Origin of the sequence: Polaribacter atrinae (assembly GCF_038023995.1) — a bacterium.
Taxonomy (GTDB): domain Bacteria; phylum Bacteroidota; class Bacteroidia; order Flavobacteriales; family Flavobacteriaceae; genus Polaribacter; species Polaribacter atrinae.
In genome coordinates this window covers 156,627-172,705 of record NZ_CP150660.1, presented here as the reverse complement: position 1 = coordinate 172,705, position 16,079 = coordinate 156,627, and the positions used below count along the sequence as shown (strand labels likewise).

The window sequence follows — 16,079 nt, the reverse complement described above, 5'->3', positions numbered from 1 at the left end:
AAAACAAGAAATCTTAAAATTTCATTTATTTTTGTTGAACCTATGATTACACAAGAACAACTTAAAGATATTGCCGAAAGAATAGAAAAGTTAAAATCTTATTTAGAGATTGATAAAAAACTGATTGAAGTTGCCAATGAAGAAGAAAAAACGGTAAACCCAGATTTTTGGAACAATCCTAAAGAAGCAGAACTTTTTATGAAAGAGCTTCGTTTAAAGAAAAAATGGGTAGACGATTACCATAAAACCATCACTTTAAATGAAGATGTAAATGTCTTGTATGAATTTTACAAAGAAGGGGAAGTTGAAGAAGCAGAAGTTATAGAGCAATTTGAAAAAGCAAGTACATTTCTAGAAGATTTAGAGTTTAAAAATATGTTATCCGACGAAGGAGATGTATTATCTGCAACCATTCAAATTAATGCCGGTGCAGGCGGAACAGAAAGTTGCGATTGGGTAGAAATGCTTTCTAGAATGTATACCATGTGGGCAGAAAAACAAGGTTTTAAATTAAAAACATTAAACTACCAAGCAGGCGATGTGGTTGGTATAAAAACCATAACCATAGAAATTGAAGGAGATTACGCTTTTGGTTGGTTAAAAGGAGAAAATGGAGTACATCGTTTGGTGCGTATTTCACCTTTCGATTCTAACGGAAAACGTCACACAACCTTTGGCTCTGTCTATGTTTTTCCGGTGGCAGATGATTCTATAGAAATAGAAATTAATCCGGCAGATATAGAAATTGTAACCGCGCGTTCTAGTGGTGCAGGTGGGCAAAATGTAAACAAGGTAGAAACTAAAGTTCAGTTAACACACAAACCAACCGGAATTCAGATTTCTTGTTCAAACTCACGTTCTCAGCACGATAATAGAGCAACAGCTTTAAAAATGTTAAAATCTCAATTGTACGAAATTGAGTTACAAAAGCAACAAGCAACAAGAGACGAGATTGAATCTGGAAAACTAAAAACAGAATGGGGAAGCCAAATTAGAAACTACGTAATGCATCCTTATAAATTGGTAAAAGATGTAAGAACCGGTCACGAAACAGGTAATGTAGATAACGTAATGAACGGTGATATAAACCCATTTTTAAAGTCTTATTTAATGTTAAATGGACAAAAAAGTGATTAAATTTTAACATATTTAGATTATAATTATCAGAAGCTATTTCCTGCTTTCCATTATATCTTTTTTTAAGAAAAATAAAAAAAGGATGCCATTTCAATCAGGGCTAAACTTCTTTGTTAACAAATAGAAAACTAAAAAACATACAGATGATAAAAATATACCACAATCCACGCTGTTCTAAATCTAGACAAGGCTTAGAAATTTTAGAAAATTCTAAAAAAGAATTCGAAATTGTAAAATATTTAGAAGAAATTCCAACAGAAAAAGAACTCACAGAAATTATTAAGTTATTAGACATCACTCCTTTTCAATTAGTTAGAAAAACAGAAAAAATATGGAAAGAAAACTACAAAGGAAAAGAGCTATCTGATTCTGAGATCATTAAAGCCATGGTAGCAAATCCTAAATTAATAGAACGCCCAATTATTATCAATAATAATAAAGCCGTGATTGGTAGACCCCCAGAAAATATCATATCCATAATATAACCTTATTTTTTTATGCTTTCTTTAACTTTTCTTTAACTACCCATCTTTAAACTTAAAGAGAACTTTGCTGTCTTAATAAAACAAGACTCAAAGACAACTATGAAGAAAATTACGCTTTTATTATTTTGCCTATTAACATCAACCTATTTACTGGCCCAAAAGCCTAGTAATGAATCCATTTCTATTACAGGAAAGGTTGTAGATGCAAATACCAATCAACCATTAGAATATGCAACTGTCGTTTTAAAAAACACTAAAACACAAACAGTGTCGGGAGGAATTACCGATCAAACAGGTAGTTTCAATATTAAAAACCCAATAGGAACTTACGAAATAAGTGTAGAGTTTATTTCTTTTAAAACTATTAAGTATCCTGTTCAAGAAATTTCATCAAACAAAAATTTAGGAACTATAAAACTATATGAAGATTCTAGTAGTTTAGATGAAGTGGTTGTGATTGCAGAAAAATCTACCGTAGACATTCGTTTAGATAAAAAAATCTATAATGTTGGTAAAGACATGACTGTTAAAGGTGGAACTGCGTCTGATGTTTTAGACAATGTGCCTTCTGTAGATGTAGATCCAGAAGGAGTTGTTAGTTTAAGAGGAAGTGAAAATGTACGTATTTTAATAGACGGAAAACCATCTGCTTTAGTTGGTTTATCTGGTGCAGATGCCTTAAAACAATTACCATCTGATGCTATTGAAAGAGTAGAAGTAATTACATCTCCATCTGCAAGATACGATTCTGAAGGAACTGCAGGTATTTTAAATATTATTTTAAGAAAAGGAAAATCTTCTGGTTTAAATGGTTCTGTAAACGTTACTGTTGGAGATCCTAAAAACTACCAAGGTGGTGTAAATTTAAATTTACGTACAGAAAAAATAAATGTATTTTCTAATTTAGGTTATAGCGATAATTCAGGACCAGGAGTATATAATTCTGATGTAACATACTTATCTAACGGAACTATTGATAGTATTAGGGTAGAAAATAGAGATAATGAAAGAGGTAGAAAAGGCTTTAATGCTAATTTTGGTTTAGAATATTATTTAAACAAAAAAAGTTCTATTACAGGTACTATATTTGTAAGAGATTCTGATGGTAATGATATTTCTAAGAATAACATTAGCTCTTTTGATGCTTTAGATAACAATTTATACAATTCTACTCGTATTCAAGATGAAAGAGAAGAAGATCAAACATTACAATTTTCTTTAAATTATGTAAATAATTTTAATGAAAACGGTCATAAATTAACTGTAGACTTACAGCATAGTGCTAGTAAAGAAAATGAATCTGCGATTATTACAGATATAAACCCAGAAACAAACGCTACAAACGAGTTATCTATAGACAACTTACTACAGGCAGATTACGTTTTACCAATCGGTAAAAACTCACAATTTGAAGCTGGTTACCGAGGAAGTTTTCAAGATTTAGCATCAGATTATGTAGTTGTTGCACCTAATTTAGATCCAGCCTACAATCCTTCTAATAACTTAGAATTTAATCAAAATGTAAATGCTTTTTACACTCAATTTGGAAGTAAAATTAACAAATTCTCTTTCTTATTAGGTGTACGTGCAGAGCTAACCAACATTGATATTAAACTAAAGAATACCAATGAAAATTATAATAAAAATTACACAGATTTTTTTCCAACAGTAAATTTTGGTTATGAGTTAACAGACGATCAAAGTTTTACTTTAGGGTATAGTAAAAGATTAAGAAGACCACATTCTAGGTATTTAAACCCATTTGAAAGTAGAGAAAGTGAAGTGATTTTCTCTAAAGGAAATGTAGATTTAGATCCTACATATACCAACTCTTTCGATTTAGGATATCTAAATACTTGGGGAAAAATAACCTTAAACTCTTCTATTTATTACCAACACTCTACAAACAACATTGCAAGAGTTAACAGTCAGGATATAAGAATTGTAAACGGTAAAGAAACAAATGTTTTGGTAAGACAACCTATCAATTTATCTTCAGAAGATAGAGCTGGGTTTGAGTTTACAGCAAACTATAATGCAAGTAATAAAGTACGTTTTTCTGGTAGTTTTAACTTTTATCAGTTTGAAACAGAAGGAGAATATACCTATAACGTAACAGAACCAAGCACAGGTATTCTTACACCAATTACTCAAAATTTCAATACAAAAAATAATTCTTGGTTTACACGTTTCGATGCTAAAATAACACTTCCTTGGGGTGTTCAATCTCAAACAAGAGTTTTTTATTACGGTCCAAAAAACGATGCACAAAGCGAGAGAGAAGGTATCTTATCTACAAACATAGCACTTAGTAAAGATATTTTAAAAGACAAAGGAACGCTTGTACTTAACGTTAGCGACCTTTTTAACTCTAGAAAATACGAAGTTACAAGCTACGCACCAAGTAGAGAAAACCCTACAAATATTACAGATCAAATTTTTCAAAGAAGAATGCGTCAAGTTTCTTTAACGTTCACTTACAGGTTTAACCAAAATAAAAACCAAAAAGAGAGAAAGACTGGTGGAAATGGTAATGATGATGGTGGCGGAGAAGAATTTTAAAAGTTTTTAATCTAGACGTCTATTTATAATAGGTTACTCTAGTGAGCCTTTTACAGTCTCTTTTATAGAAAAGTAAAAAGACTCAATAAACACATCAAACCAAGCGCGGGCATATTTGCTAATAATTTGTTTAAAAAACAAGTTTTGCAAGTATGTCGGCGTTTGTAATTGCAATAAAGAAAACCTCCACTTGTGATAATAACCAAAAAAAACTCGTTCAAATAAATGAACGAGTTTTTTAATGAATATGTTTTTAAAAGACTACTTTCCTTCAGCAGCTTTTTTAGCTTCTTTCTTTAACTTCATGTTTTCCCAGATAGTTCCACCAATCCAGTAAGGAACTACAAATGTTAATAAGAATATTAACAACCAAAAACCAGCTGTAAAAATAAACATAAATAAAACCAATCCTGAAAATTCTGAAAAATCTAACATTTGTATATTTTGTAAAATTATTAATGCAAAAATAATATTTATTTTTAAAAGAAACGCATCAAAAAAATATTTTTTTTAGTTATCTAAAAATGACAATTATCAACTTTAAGTAAACATAGTTTTTGTAAATTTGTTTTATCTAAAATTTACATTATAATTATGAAATATAGAATCGAAAAAGACACTATGGGGAACGTAGAAGTTCCTGCTGACAAATATTGGGGTGCACAAACAGAACGCTCTAGAAACAATTTTAAAATTGGTGCTCCGGCTTCTATGCCTTTAGAAATTGTCTATGGTTTTGCATATCTAAAAAAAGCTGCAGCATATACAAATGCAGAATTAGGTGTATTAACAGAAGAAAAGAGAGATTTAATTGCACAAGTTTGTGATGAGATTTTAGAAGGTAAATTAGATGATCAGTTTCCTTTAGTAATTTGGCAAACTGGTTCTGGTACGCAGTCTAACATGAATGTGAACGAAGTAATTGCCAATAGAGCGCACGAAATTGCTGGTAAAGTAATTGGTGAAGGAGAAAAAACAATTCAACCAAATGATGATGTAAATAAATCGCAGTCATCTAACGATACATTTCCAACAGGAATGCACATTGCTGCTTACAAGAAAATTATAGAAACAACAATACCAGGTATTACACAATTGAGAGATACTTTAAAAGCAAAATCAGAAGCATTTAAAGATGTTGTAAAAATAGGACGTACACATTTAATGGATGCTACTCCACTTACATTAGGTCAAGAATTTTCTGGCTATGTAGCACAATTAAACTTTGGTTTAAAAGCATTAAATAATACTTTAGAACATTTATCTCAATTAGCTTTAGGTGGTACTGCAGTTGGTACAGGTTTAAACACACCTGCTGGTTACGATGTTTTAGTTGCTAAATATATTGCAGAATTTACAGGAATGCCTTTTATTACTGCAGAAAATAAATTTGAAGCTTTAGCTGCACACGATGCGTTAGTAGAAACACATGGAGCTTTAAAACAAATTGCTGTTTCTTTAAACAAAATTGCTAACGATATTAGAATGATGGCTTCTGGGCCAAGATCTGGTATTGGAGAAATTATTATTCCTGCAAACGAACCAGGTTCTTCTATTATGCCAGGTAAAGTAAATCCTACACAATGTGAAGCTATGACAATGGTTGCCGCTCAAGTTATGGGTAACGATGTTGCAGTAACAATTGGAGGTGCTCAAGGACATTATGAATTAAACGTTTTTAAACCTGTAATGGCTGCAAACGTTTTACACTCTGCTCAATTAATTGGTGATGTTTGTAAATCTTTTGATGAACATTGTGCTGCTGGTATAGAGCCAAATCATGATAGAATTACAGAATTAGTAAATAACTCATTAATGTTAGTTACTGCTTTAAATACTAAAATTGGGTATTACAAATCTGCAGAAATAGCAAATACTGCACATGCTAACGGAACAACTTTAAAAGAAGAAGCTGTACGTTTAGGTTATGTTACACCAGAACAATATGACGAATGGGTAAAACCAGAAGAAATGACTGGTAGTTTAAAATAAAAATATTAATTTTACATTCTATAAAAGCTGCATATCAAATGCAGCTTTTTTTTGGCAAAAAGAATAAACATCATAATAAAAGAAAATGAAGATGAATAAACACGAAGAATTTATGAGCGAAGCTGTAAAAGCAGCTTTAAAAGGAATGAATAATAACGAAGGTGGACCTTTTGGTTGTATTGTTGTAAAAGATGGAGAAATAATTGGTAAAGGTAATAATAAAGTTACTTCTACAAACGACCCAACTGCGCATGCAGAAGTTACTGCAATTAGAGATGCTTGTAAAAATATTGGTTCTTTTCAGTTAGATGGTTGTATTATTTATACTTCTTGCGAACCTTGCCCGATGTGTTTAGGTGCAATTTATTGGGCTAGACCAGACAAAGTTTTTTATGGTAGTAACCAGAAAGATGCTGCAAATATTGGTTTTGATGATGAATTTATCTATAAAGAAATTCCATTACCATATGAGAAAAGAAGTATTCCTTTTGAGCAAATAGGAAGAGAAATTGCCTTAGAACCATTTAATAAATGGGCTGAAAAGCAAGATAAAACTGAATATTAAATTCAAAAAAAAAACCGAAGTTAAAACTTTGGTTTTTTTATTATAAGTACCTTTCTTTTATAATATTTAAATGATGAATCTGATGTCCAGAAAACAAATATCCTAAAGCTCTTACAGATATTTTATTTTCTGATGCAACACCAATTCGTAACAATGCTTCTTCAGAAAAACTTTTGTATAATTGAATGGTAGATTTTCTTAAAGTTGACATCTCATCTAATAAATCTTCATAATCTCTTTTGTTATCATTATCATTATTTACAAATAAATCTTGATCAAAATCAGGTAAAGATGTTTTATCATTTCTAGCAAAACACAGTGCTCTATAACTGAAAATCCGTTCTGTATCTATAACATGCTGTATCAATTCTTTCATTGTCCACTTTCCTTTTGCATATGTAAAACTTTGTTTTTCTTTTGGAAGTTTTCTTAACAAGATTTCAAAGTCTTTTTGAGAATCTATAAGACTTTCAACAATAGATTTTGTACTCGTTATTTGCCAAGTTCATGTATCCTCTAAAATAGGCACTATATTCTTCTGTCCGAATAATAATATAGTGTTTAATTAGTTTGTGGAATCTGAACTAAAATAAAAAAGCATCGAATTAACGATGCTTTTTCTATTTTAATTCTTTTTGAATATACTAGATATTCTAGAGAAGAAACTTTTATTATCTTCATTCTCATGATATCCATTACCGTATTTTCCGTAACCATAGCCGTAACCGTAGCCATAACCATAGCCGTATTTGTTTTTTATAGAAAAGTCATTTAAAACATAACTAATATTGGTTACCTCCTTATTTTTATATTTATCATCTATCATTCTCATCATTCCTTTTTCAGAATAATTCTGGCGAATAACGTAAATAATAGCATCTCCATATTTAAACAATTCTAATGCATCCGAAACTAAACCTACAGGAGGTGTATCAATAATAACATAATCGTATCTTTCTTGAAGACTTTTAATCATCTTATCTGCCGTTTCATTCAATAATAACTCAGAAGGATTTGGCGGTATTGGTCCTGATAAGATAAGGTCTAAATTTGGTATTTTTGTATTAATTATAATTTCATCTAATGTCTTTTGATTTATTAAGTGATTCACAACACCAACATCATTTGTTAAATCAAAATCATCATAAATTTTAGGCTTTCTTAAATCTAAACCTACTAACACTGTTTTCTTTCCACTTAAAGCAAAGACAGTTGCCATATTTATAGAAATCATTGTTTTCCCCTCACCACTTACAGACGAAGTTAAAACTAATGTTTTTGATTTATCGGCATCCGTATTCTTAAATAAGAATTTAATATTTGATCTTAATGCCCTAAAAGACTCAGACACAGAAGATTTTGGTTTATCAAAAACAGCTAAGTTATTATTTCCATGATTTTTACCAACAACACCTAAAACAGGTATTGCATAGTTATTTTGAATGTCTTCTGCTGTATGAATTTTATTATCTAAAACTTCCTTTGTTATTATGTAAAACAAAGGAAAAACAACACCTAACATTAAACCTACTAAATAATTAAAACTAGGTATTGGATATACAGGGCTATTACCTAAATCTTTAGCCGTGTCTATAATTTTAACATCAGATACATTTGCAGCTATCGCTGTACCAGCTTCATAACTTTTTTGTTTTAAATAATTATAATTTGCTTCTGAAATTTCATAGTTTTTCTCAAATTTCAATAAACCTTGTTCAGTTTTAGGTAATCTTTTTAACTTACTTTTATAACTAGATAAATTAGACCTTAACTGATTAAGCTTATTATTATTAACTACTTTTAATGTTGAAATATTTTCTAATAGATTATTTTTAGAAATCTTAATTTCATTACTTAATACTACAATACTTGGGTGATTATCTGTTACAGAACCTCTTAACCTTTCTCTTAAGCTAGATTTTTGTATAAGGATAGATATTTCTTCTGCAATTTTCACATCTTGAATAGATATTAAAGCAGGTACAGGTACGTTTTCTCCAAAAGAATCATGTGAGCTTATATAACTTCTTAAGTTATTTAAATAGTCATTAAATTCTAATATCCCTTTCTTTTCTTTTTCTAAGTCAATTGTTTGTTCAAAAATAACACTCCCTTCTTCAGATAGATCATAAATATTATTTTTTTCTTTGTAAACTCCTAATTCTTCCTCAATTCTCTTTAAACTATCTTCTACTTTTGTAAATAAAACTTCAATATATTCTTTTGTTCTTTTCGCATAAAGAATCTTTTGCTCTTGTTTATCTTTATCTAAAATAAAAACGGTTGTGTTTAAATAATCTACAATTCTATTCTTATTTGTACCATCTTTAGACAACTGAAGCATAGAAGACCCATTTGTAATATCAGATACACTTATTGATCTATTAGCCCCAACGGTACCATCAAAACTTACAAACTGAATAAAATATTTTTCTCCTATATTAAATTTACTATTTTTTTTAAGTGAAAAATTTAAAAATGAAGTATTTACTTCTTCATCAATTTTAAACTCTTTAGAAAAAGATGTCTTATTAGAATTATAATTACTTATTACATTAGTATCATATGTAATTAATTGGTTAGAACCTAATTCATTAAAATCAAAAGACAAATTATAAGTATTCTCTCCAGTAATTTCGACTTGTAAAAGCTTATTATATAATTGAGGCTTGCTCGTATTAAGATTAACTATAAAAGGTGTATAACCATACACATCTTCTAACCTATACCTTCCTTCTTTTAAATAATTTATAAAGAAATTTAATTTTTTAACAACCTTTTCATTGTGTGTTCTAGATGTTAAAACTACTTTAATAGTTTCCACAGCATCACTAGCCCCCCCCCAATTAAAAGCAATGTTTGTCCCTGTAGAAAATAATGGATTATTTTCTTCTTTTACAGAAATAATTGTGTTAAGACTATAAATTTTGGGTTTATAGTCATTCATAAATTTAGCAACAATTAATGCAATAATAATAGTTACAAAAAAAAGTTTCCAATAAGATAAAACCTTAAAAAAATAACCTTTAACATCTATATTAGCCTGAATAGTACTGTTACTTAAATTATCCATAAATTCTTATAAGTTTCTTGCTAAAATAAAAGTAGTGCTTATTAATGTAAATAAAGAAACAATTGTTGTAAGTGCTCCAAGACCAGTAGTACCTGTCCCCCATGTCTTTTGTTTCAGTGGAATAACATTTATAATATCATTTGGTTTGATATAAAAAACATCCGAATCAAAAGCGCTTATTTGTGTTAAATCAATTGTGAATTTTTCTGTCCCCGTAATCGAGTTTCTAATAATTTCAACTTTCTTTCTATTACCGACAGCAGTAATATCTCCAGAACTAGAAATAGCATCTATAATAGAAAGCTTATTTTGATAAATAATATTAGGACCTGGACTTCCTATTTCTCCAATAGCTGTATATTTAATACCTGCCAATTTTACTGAAACAAAAAGTTCTTCTTGAGTTTTAATGAACTTTTTTAATTCATTTTCTATTTTTTTCCGAACCTCTAGCTCAGTATACCCTAAAACATTAACTTCTCCTAAAGTAGGCATTCTTATATTCCCATAACTATCTATACTATAACCATTAAAAAACATTTGAGATTCATCTATAGTTGTATTCTTAGAATTACTAGATTGTTTCTTAAAAACAGATACTAAGGTTTCGTCATTAGATTTTATATCTATATTTAAGATATCATCAACCTGTAACTTGTAAGGAATGTTATTAATTCTTTTAATCTCTTTTTTTGCAATTGGCTCTCCCTGTAGATAAATTATATCCTTAGCTGGTATACACGAAAAAAGAAAAGGGATAAATAAGAGTAGTAAAAAGTGGTTTCTCATTGTAATTTTAATCATAAATATACACAAATATACTTTTTAAAAGTGGTTTACTATAATTTTATTTTACTTTCGTTTTTTATATAAAAATGATTTATTTGATAACAGAATATTTAAAATTCCTCGTAAAATCATCCAATCAACATGGGGTTCACTCCCCGTTTGTGTATGATTTAATAACCAAATGTTTTTACAAAAAAACGGATCCAATTTTGATCAATTTATTTTCTAAAACAAAGCAACAATTATTAGACAACAAAAGTTTTATAAAAGTCACAGATTTTGGTGCAGGATCTAAAGTTTTTAAAAACAATAATCGTCAAATTTTTAAAATCGCTAAAATTGCAGGTGTATCAAATAAAAAAGCAAAATTACTAATTCGTTTAATTCAATATTTTAAACCTAAAAACGTTTTAGAAATTGGCACGTCTTTAGGTTTAGGTACTACAGCAATTAAAATAGCAAACAAAGAATCTAACATTATAACTTTAGAAGGGTGCCCTGAAACAAGTAATGTTGCTAATCAGTTATTTACTAAAAATAATTATAAAAATATTCAAGTAATTACGGGTGATTTTAAAGACACGATTCCAAAAGCCATCAAAAACCAACAATTCGATTGTATTTATTTTGATGGAAATCACACAAGAAAAGACACCTTACATTATTTCAATACCTGTATAGATACTATTAATAATAATTCTGTTTGGATTTTTGATGATATTTATTGGAATGATGACATGAAAGAAGCTTGGACAGAAATTAAAAATCATAAAAAAGTAAAAGTTACGGTTGATATTTTTTACTGGGGAATTGTTTTCTTTAGAAAAGAACAAGAAAAAGAACATTTTAAAATAAGAGTATAAAGAGTATATCTTTTAAAATGTTAAATCGTGTTAATTTTAAACAACACTCTTTTTAAACTTTGTAACTTTGATTTAATAATAAACGGCAAGTAATATTATGAAAATATATACAAAAACAGGTGATGCTGGTACAACCGCTCTTTTTGGTGGTACACGAGTTAAAAAGTACAATCTACGTATAGAGAGTTATGGTAATGTAGATGAATTAAACTCTTATATTGGATTAATAAAAGATCAAGACATAAGTATACCTATTAAAGAATCTTTATTAAAAATTCAAAATGAATTATTTACTTTAGGTGCCATGTTAGCAACACCTCCAGAAAAAGAAACTTTAAAAAATGGAAAAGAGAGACTTAACATTCCAAAAATTGACGATGCTTCTATTTTATTTTTAGAAGAAGAAATTGATAAAATGGATTTAGAGCTTCCTCAAATGACCCATTTTATTCTCCCTGGCGGACATCAATCTGTGTCATTCTGTCATATTGCAAGATGCATATGCAGAAGGGCCGAGCGCTTGGTTGTTGAATTAAATGATCAAGAAAACATTAATATTGACATACTAAAATACTTAAACCGACTTTCTGACTACCTTTTTACGTTGGCACGAAAGTTGTCTAAAGACTTATCAGTAGCCGAAATTAAATGGATTCCTACAAAAAATTAACACGTTCTTTTTTTATCGATTTAAAGAAGTTTTTTAATTTTATTTATCACTTAAAGCACTAACTTTAAGTTATTAACAAAATCATTAAATAACTTCTATATATATTTCTTAAAAAAGACTTGTATAATTCAGTAAAAAAATTATTTTTGCACAAAATTAAACATTAAGAAATGTATTGGACATTAGAATTAGCATCTTATTTAGCAGATGCGCCTTGGCCAGCAACCAAAGACGAATTAATAGATTACGCTATTAGAACTGGATCTCCTTTAGAAGTAGTAGAAAACCTACAAGATATAGAAGATGAAGGTGATGCGTACGATTCAATTGTTGAAATTTGGCCAGATTATCCAACCGAAGATGATTATCTTTGGAATGAGGATGAATACTAAACATAATAATTAAATATAAAAAGTCTCTAAAGAGGCTTTTTTTTTTGTTTTCTTTTAACCTAGAAAACTGTTTTTCAGGCTTTTAAAAAACCTGATACGGAACTATAATACAGTTATTAATTTAACTGAAAATAACATAATAAATGAATATTTTAAATTCAGTAATCAAACTTTTTGTTGGTGATAAACAAGAAAAAGATTTAAAAATTTTACAACCAGTTGTTGAAAATGTAAAAAAATTCGAAATAGAATTTTCTAAACTTTCTAATGATGGTTTAAGGGCCAAAACCATAGAGTTTAAGCAAAGGATAAAAACTGCTACAAAAGAGTTTGATACTAAAATTACTGAATTAGAAGAAGAAGCTAAGACGGCAAATATAGATCGTCAAGAAGATATTTATACAGAAATAGATACTTTAAAAGATGAAGCATATAAAGTTTCTGAAGATACTTTACTTAAGATTATGCCAGAAGCATTTGCTATAGTAAAAGAAACCGCAAAACGTTTTGTAGAAAATGAAAAGGTAGAAGTTACAGCTTCTCCTTTTGATAGAGAATTATCTGCAGAAAGAGACAATGTTACTTTAGAAGGAGATAAGGCATTTTGGGCTAATTCTTGGGATGCCTCTGGTAAACCTGTTACTTGGGACATGGTTCATTACGATGTACAATTAATTGGTGGTTCTGTTTTACATCAAGGTAAAGTTGCAGAAATGATGACAGGTGAGGGAAAAACATTAGTTTCTACCCTACCCGTTTACTTAAATGCACTTACCGGAAATGGAGTTCATTTAGTAACTGTAAATGATTATTTAGCAAAACGTGATAAAGCGTGGATGGGACCTCTTTTTGAGTTTCATGGTTTTACAACAGATTGTATAGATTACCATCAACCAAATTCTGATGCACGTAGAAAAGCTTATAACGCAGACATTACATACGGAACAAATAACGAGTTTGGTTTCGATTATTTACGTGATAATATGGCTAGCTCTAAAGATGATTTAGTTCAAAGAGCCCCTAACTATGCTATTATTGATGAAGTAGATTCTGTTTTAATTGATGATGCTAGAACTCCTTTAATTATTTCTGGACCAGTACCACAAGGAGACAGACATGAGTTTAACGAATTAAAACCTTTAGTATCAGAATTAGTTTCTAAACAAAAAAACCATTTAGTAAGTGTCTTTGCAGAAGCTAAAAAATTAATTGCAGAAGGTAATGATAAAGATGGTGGATTCTTATTATTAAGAGTTTACAGAGGTTTACCTAAAAATAAAGCATTAATCAAGTTTTTATCTCAAGAAGGAAATAAACAAATCTTGCAGAAAACAGAAAACTACTACATGCAAGATAACAACAAGTTAATGCCACAAGTAGATGAAGACTTATGGTTTGTTGTTGAAGAAAAAAATAATCAAATTGATTTAACAGACAAAGGAATTGCAGATTTATCAGAAAAAACTGCAAATGACAACTTCTTTGTATTACCAGATATTGGAGTTAAAATTGGTGAAATAGATAATTCTGAAAGTAGTAAAGAAGAAAAAACTGCTCAAAAAGAAGAACTATATAAAGACTTTAGCATCAAAAGTGAACGTATTCATACAATGAATCAACTTTTAAAAGCATACACTGTTTTTGAAAAAGATGTTGAGTATGTTGTTATGGATAACAAGGTAATGATTGTTGATGAACAAACAGGTCGTATTATGGACGGTCGTCGTTATTCAGACGGATTACACCAAGCAATTGAAGCAAAAGAAAATGTAAAAATTGAAGATGCTACTCAAACTTTTGCTACTGTAACTTTACAGAATTACTTTAGAATGTACAGAAAACTGTCTGGTATGACAGGTACTGCAATTACAGAAGCTGGTGAGTTATGGGAAATATACAAATTAGATGTTGTAGAAATCCCTACAAACAGACCTATTCAAAGAGATGATAAAGAAGATTTAATCTACAAAACTGCTCGTGAAAAATACAATGCAGTTATAGAAGATATCGTAAAACTAGTTGAACAAAATAGACCTGTTTTAGTAGGTACAACTTCTGTAGAAATATCCGAATTATTAGGTAGAATGTTACAAATGCGTAAAATTCCACATAATATTTTAAATGCAAAACTACATAAAAGAGAGGCAGATGTTGTTGCTCAAGCAGGTAAACCAGGTATCGTAACCATTGCAACAAACATGGCAGGTCGTGGTACAGATATTAAATTATCTGATGAAGTAAAAAAATCTGGTGGTTTAGCAATTATCGGAACAGAACGTCATGATTCTAGACGTGTAGACAGACAATTACGTGGACGTGCAGGAAGACAGGGTGATGTTGGGTCAACTCAATTTTACGTTGCACTAGATGACAATTTAATGCGTCTTTTTGGTTCTGATAGAATTGCCAAAATGATGGACAGAATGGGATTAAAAGAAGGTGAAGTAATTCAGCATTCTATGATTACCAAGTCTATAGAAAGAGCACAAAAGAAAGTAGAAGAAAATAACTTTGGTATTCGTAAACGTTTACTTGAGTATGATGATATTATGAACGCTCAACGTGAGTTTGTTTATAAAAGAAGACGTCATGCATTAGATGGTAAACATTTGCAGGTAGATATTGCAAACATGATTTATGACACTTGTGAATCTATTACTCGTACAAATAAAGCTGCCAAGAATTTCCATAATTTCGAATTTGAATTGATTAAATTTTCATCAATGACTTCTCCTTTTACAGAAGCAGAATTTGATAAACTTTCAGAAAAAGAAATTACAGACAAATTATATGATCTTGTTACCGAACATTACAAAAACAAAATTGAAAGAAATGCCGTTTTAGCTTTTCCTGTAATTAAAGATGTTTTTGAAAATGAAGGTGATAGATATGAGCGAATTGTAGTTCCTTTTACAGACGGTACTAAATCTTTACAGGTTGTAACCAACTTAAAAGAAGCTTATGAAAGTGAAGGAAAAAGTTTAATTACAGATTTCGAGAAAAACATTACACTAGCAATTATAGATGAAAACTGGAAAGATCATTTACGTAAAATGGATGATTTAAAACAATCTGTTCAAAATGCGTCTTATGAACAAAAAGATCCTTTATTAATCTATAAGTTTGAAGCTTTTGAATTATTTAAAACTACCGTTGATCAAATAAATAGAGAAGTATTATCTTTCTTATTTAAAGGAGAGCTTCCAAGTCAAGATGCGAATCAAATTTCTGAAGCACGTCAACAAAAAAGAGAAAGTTTAAATACATCTAAAGCAGATGTTCAAAACTCTACAGAACAAGCTATTCAGAGTTCTCGTCAGAAACCATCTGAACCTGTTGAAACCATAGTACGTGAGCAACCAAAAGTTGGTAGAAACGAACGTGTTACTATTAAAAACGTAATGAGTGGTCAAGAAAAAGAAGTTAAATTTAAACAAGCAATTCCTTTAATAGAAAAAGGAGAATGGGTTGTAGTTAATAAATAATCTACCATTTAGAAAATAAGTATTTTTTAATAAGGTTGAGAAAATCTGGTTAATTAATCATTTTTT

At 29.6% G+C, this 16,079-nt stretch carries 13 protein-coding genes; 9 read left to right on the top strand and 4 right to left on the bottom strand.

Annotation, left to right across the window (positions count from 1 at the left end; all coding sequences use genetic code 11):
- Positions 1-42 precede the first annotated feature (42 nt).
- From prfB to WG945_RS00670, 3 genes are all read left to right on the top strand, one after another.
- Positions 43-1,137: a peptide chain release factor 2 gene (gene prfB, locus WG945_RS00680; protein WP_068449665.1), complete on the top strand. Its 1,095-nt coding sequence runs from the start codon at positions 43-45 to the stop codon at positions 1,135-1,137.
- Between the two features lie 143 nt (positions 1,138-1,280).
- A complete protein-coding gene (arsC, locus tag WG945_RS00675) occupies positions 1,281-1,622 on the top strand; it encodes an arsenate reductase (glutaredoxin) (RefSeq protein ID WP_068449664.1) in 342 nt (113 codons plus the stop codon).
- A 99-nt stretch (positions 1,623-1,721) separates the two neighbouring features.
- Positions 1,722-4,184 carry a TonB-dependent receptor domain-containing protein gene (locus WG945_RS00670; protein ID WP_068449663.1) on the top strand — a complete coding sequence of 821 codons (2,463 nt, stop codon included), beginning with the start codon at positions 1,722-1,724 and terminating at the stop codon, positions 4,182-4,184.
- 261 nt (positions 4,185-4,445) lie between these two features.
- Here WG945_RS00670 and WG945_RS00665 read toward each other — a convergent pair whose 3' ends face one another.
- Positions 4,446-4,619, bottom strand: a complete 174-nt coding sequence (locus tag WG945_RS00665; protein WP_165733463.1) for a hypothetical protein — start codon at positions 4,617-4,619, stop codon at positions 4,446-4,448.
- Positions 4,620-4,778: 159 nt separating this feature from the next.
- On the opposite strand from WG945_RS00665, the gene fumC reads away from it, so the two are divergent.
- Together fumC and WG945_RS00655 are read left to right on the top strand one after the other, a co-directional pair.
- On the top strand, positions 4,779-6,176 hold the full coding sequence (gene fumC, locus WG945_RS00660) for a class II fumarate hydratase (RefSeq protein WP_068449662.1): 1,398 nt from the start codon (positions 4,779-4,781) through the stop codon (positions 6,174-6,176).
- 91 nt (positions 6,177-6,267) lie between these two features.
- A complete protein-coding gene (locus WG945_RS00655) occupies positions 6,268-6,741 on the top strand; it encodes a nucleoside deaminase (RefSeq protein WP_068449824.1) in 474 nt (157 codons plus the stop codon).
- A gap of 40 nt (positions 6,742-6,781) precedes the next feature.
- On the opposite strand, the gene WG945_RS00650 is transcribed toward WG945_RS00655, so the two are convergent.
- The 3 genes from WG945_RS00650 to WG945_RS00640 form a co-directional block, all read right to left on the bottom strand.
- Entirely contained in the window at positions 6,782-7,177 is a 396-nt protein-coding gene (locus tag WG945_RS00650) for a DinB family protein (protein WP_231874635.1), read from the bottom strand.
- Between the two features lie 189 nt (positions 7,178-7,366).
- A complete protein-coding gene (locus WG945_RS00645) occupies positions 7,367-9,814 on the bottom strand; it encodes a GumC family protein (protein WP_068449661.1) in 2,448 nt (815 codons plus the stop codon).
- A 6-nt stretch (positions 9,815-9,820) separates the two neighbouring features.
- The gene (locus tag WG945_RS00640; RefSeq protein ID WP_068449660.1) at positions 9,821-10,603 is read right to left on the bottom strand and encodes a polysaccharide biosynthesis/export family protein; all 783 of its coding nucleotides are present in this window, start codon (positions 10,601-10,603) and stop codon (positions 9,821-9,823) included.
- A gap of 209 nt (positions 10,604-10,812) precedes the next feature.
- Here WG945_RS00640 and WG945_RS00635 point away from each other — a divergent pair, with 209 nt between their 5' ends.
- From WG945_RS00635 to secA, 4 genes are all read left to right on the top strand, one after another.
- Entirely contained in the window at positions 10,813-11,466 is a 654-nt protein-coding gene (locus WG945_RS00635) for a class I SAM-dependent methyltransferase (protein ID WP_317039182.1), read from the top strand.
- 97 nt (positions 11,467-11,563) lie between these two features.
- Positions 11,564-12,136, top strand: a complete 573-nt coding sequence (locus WG945_RS00630; protein ID WP_068449658.1) for a cob(I)yrinic acid a,c-diamide adenosyltransferase — start codon at positions 11,564-11,566, stop codon at positions 12,134-12,136.
- Between the two features lie 170 nt (positions 12,137-12,306).
- Positions 12,307-12,528: a DUF2795 domain-containing protein gene (locus WG945_RS00625; protein ID WP_065318236.1), complete on the top strand. Its 222-nt coding sequence runs from the start codon at positions 12,307-12,309 to the stop codon at positions 12,526-12,528.
- Positions 12,529-12,671: 143 nt separating this feature from the next.
- Complete coding sequence (secA, locus tag WG945_RS00620) at positions 12,672-16,013, top strand: preprotein translocase subunit SecA (RefSeq protein ID WP_068449657.1); 3,342 nt, start codon at positions 12,672-12,674, stop codon at positions 16,011-16,013.
- Positions 16,014-16,079: the final 66 nt, after the last annotated feature.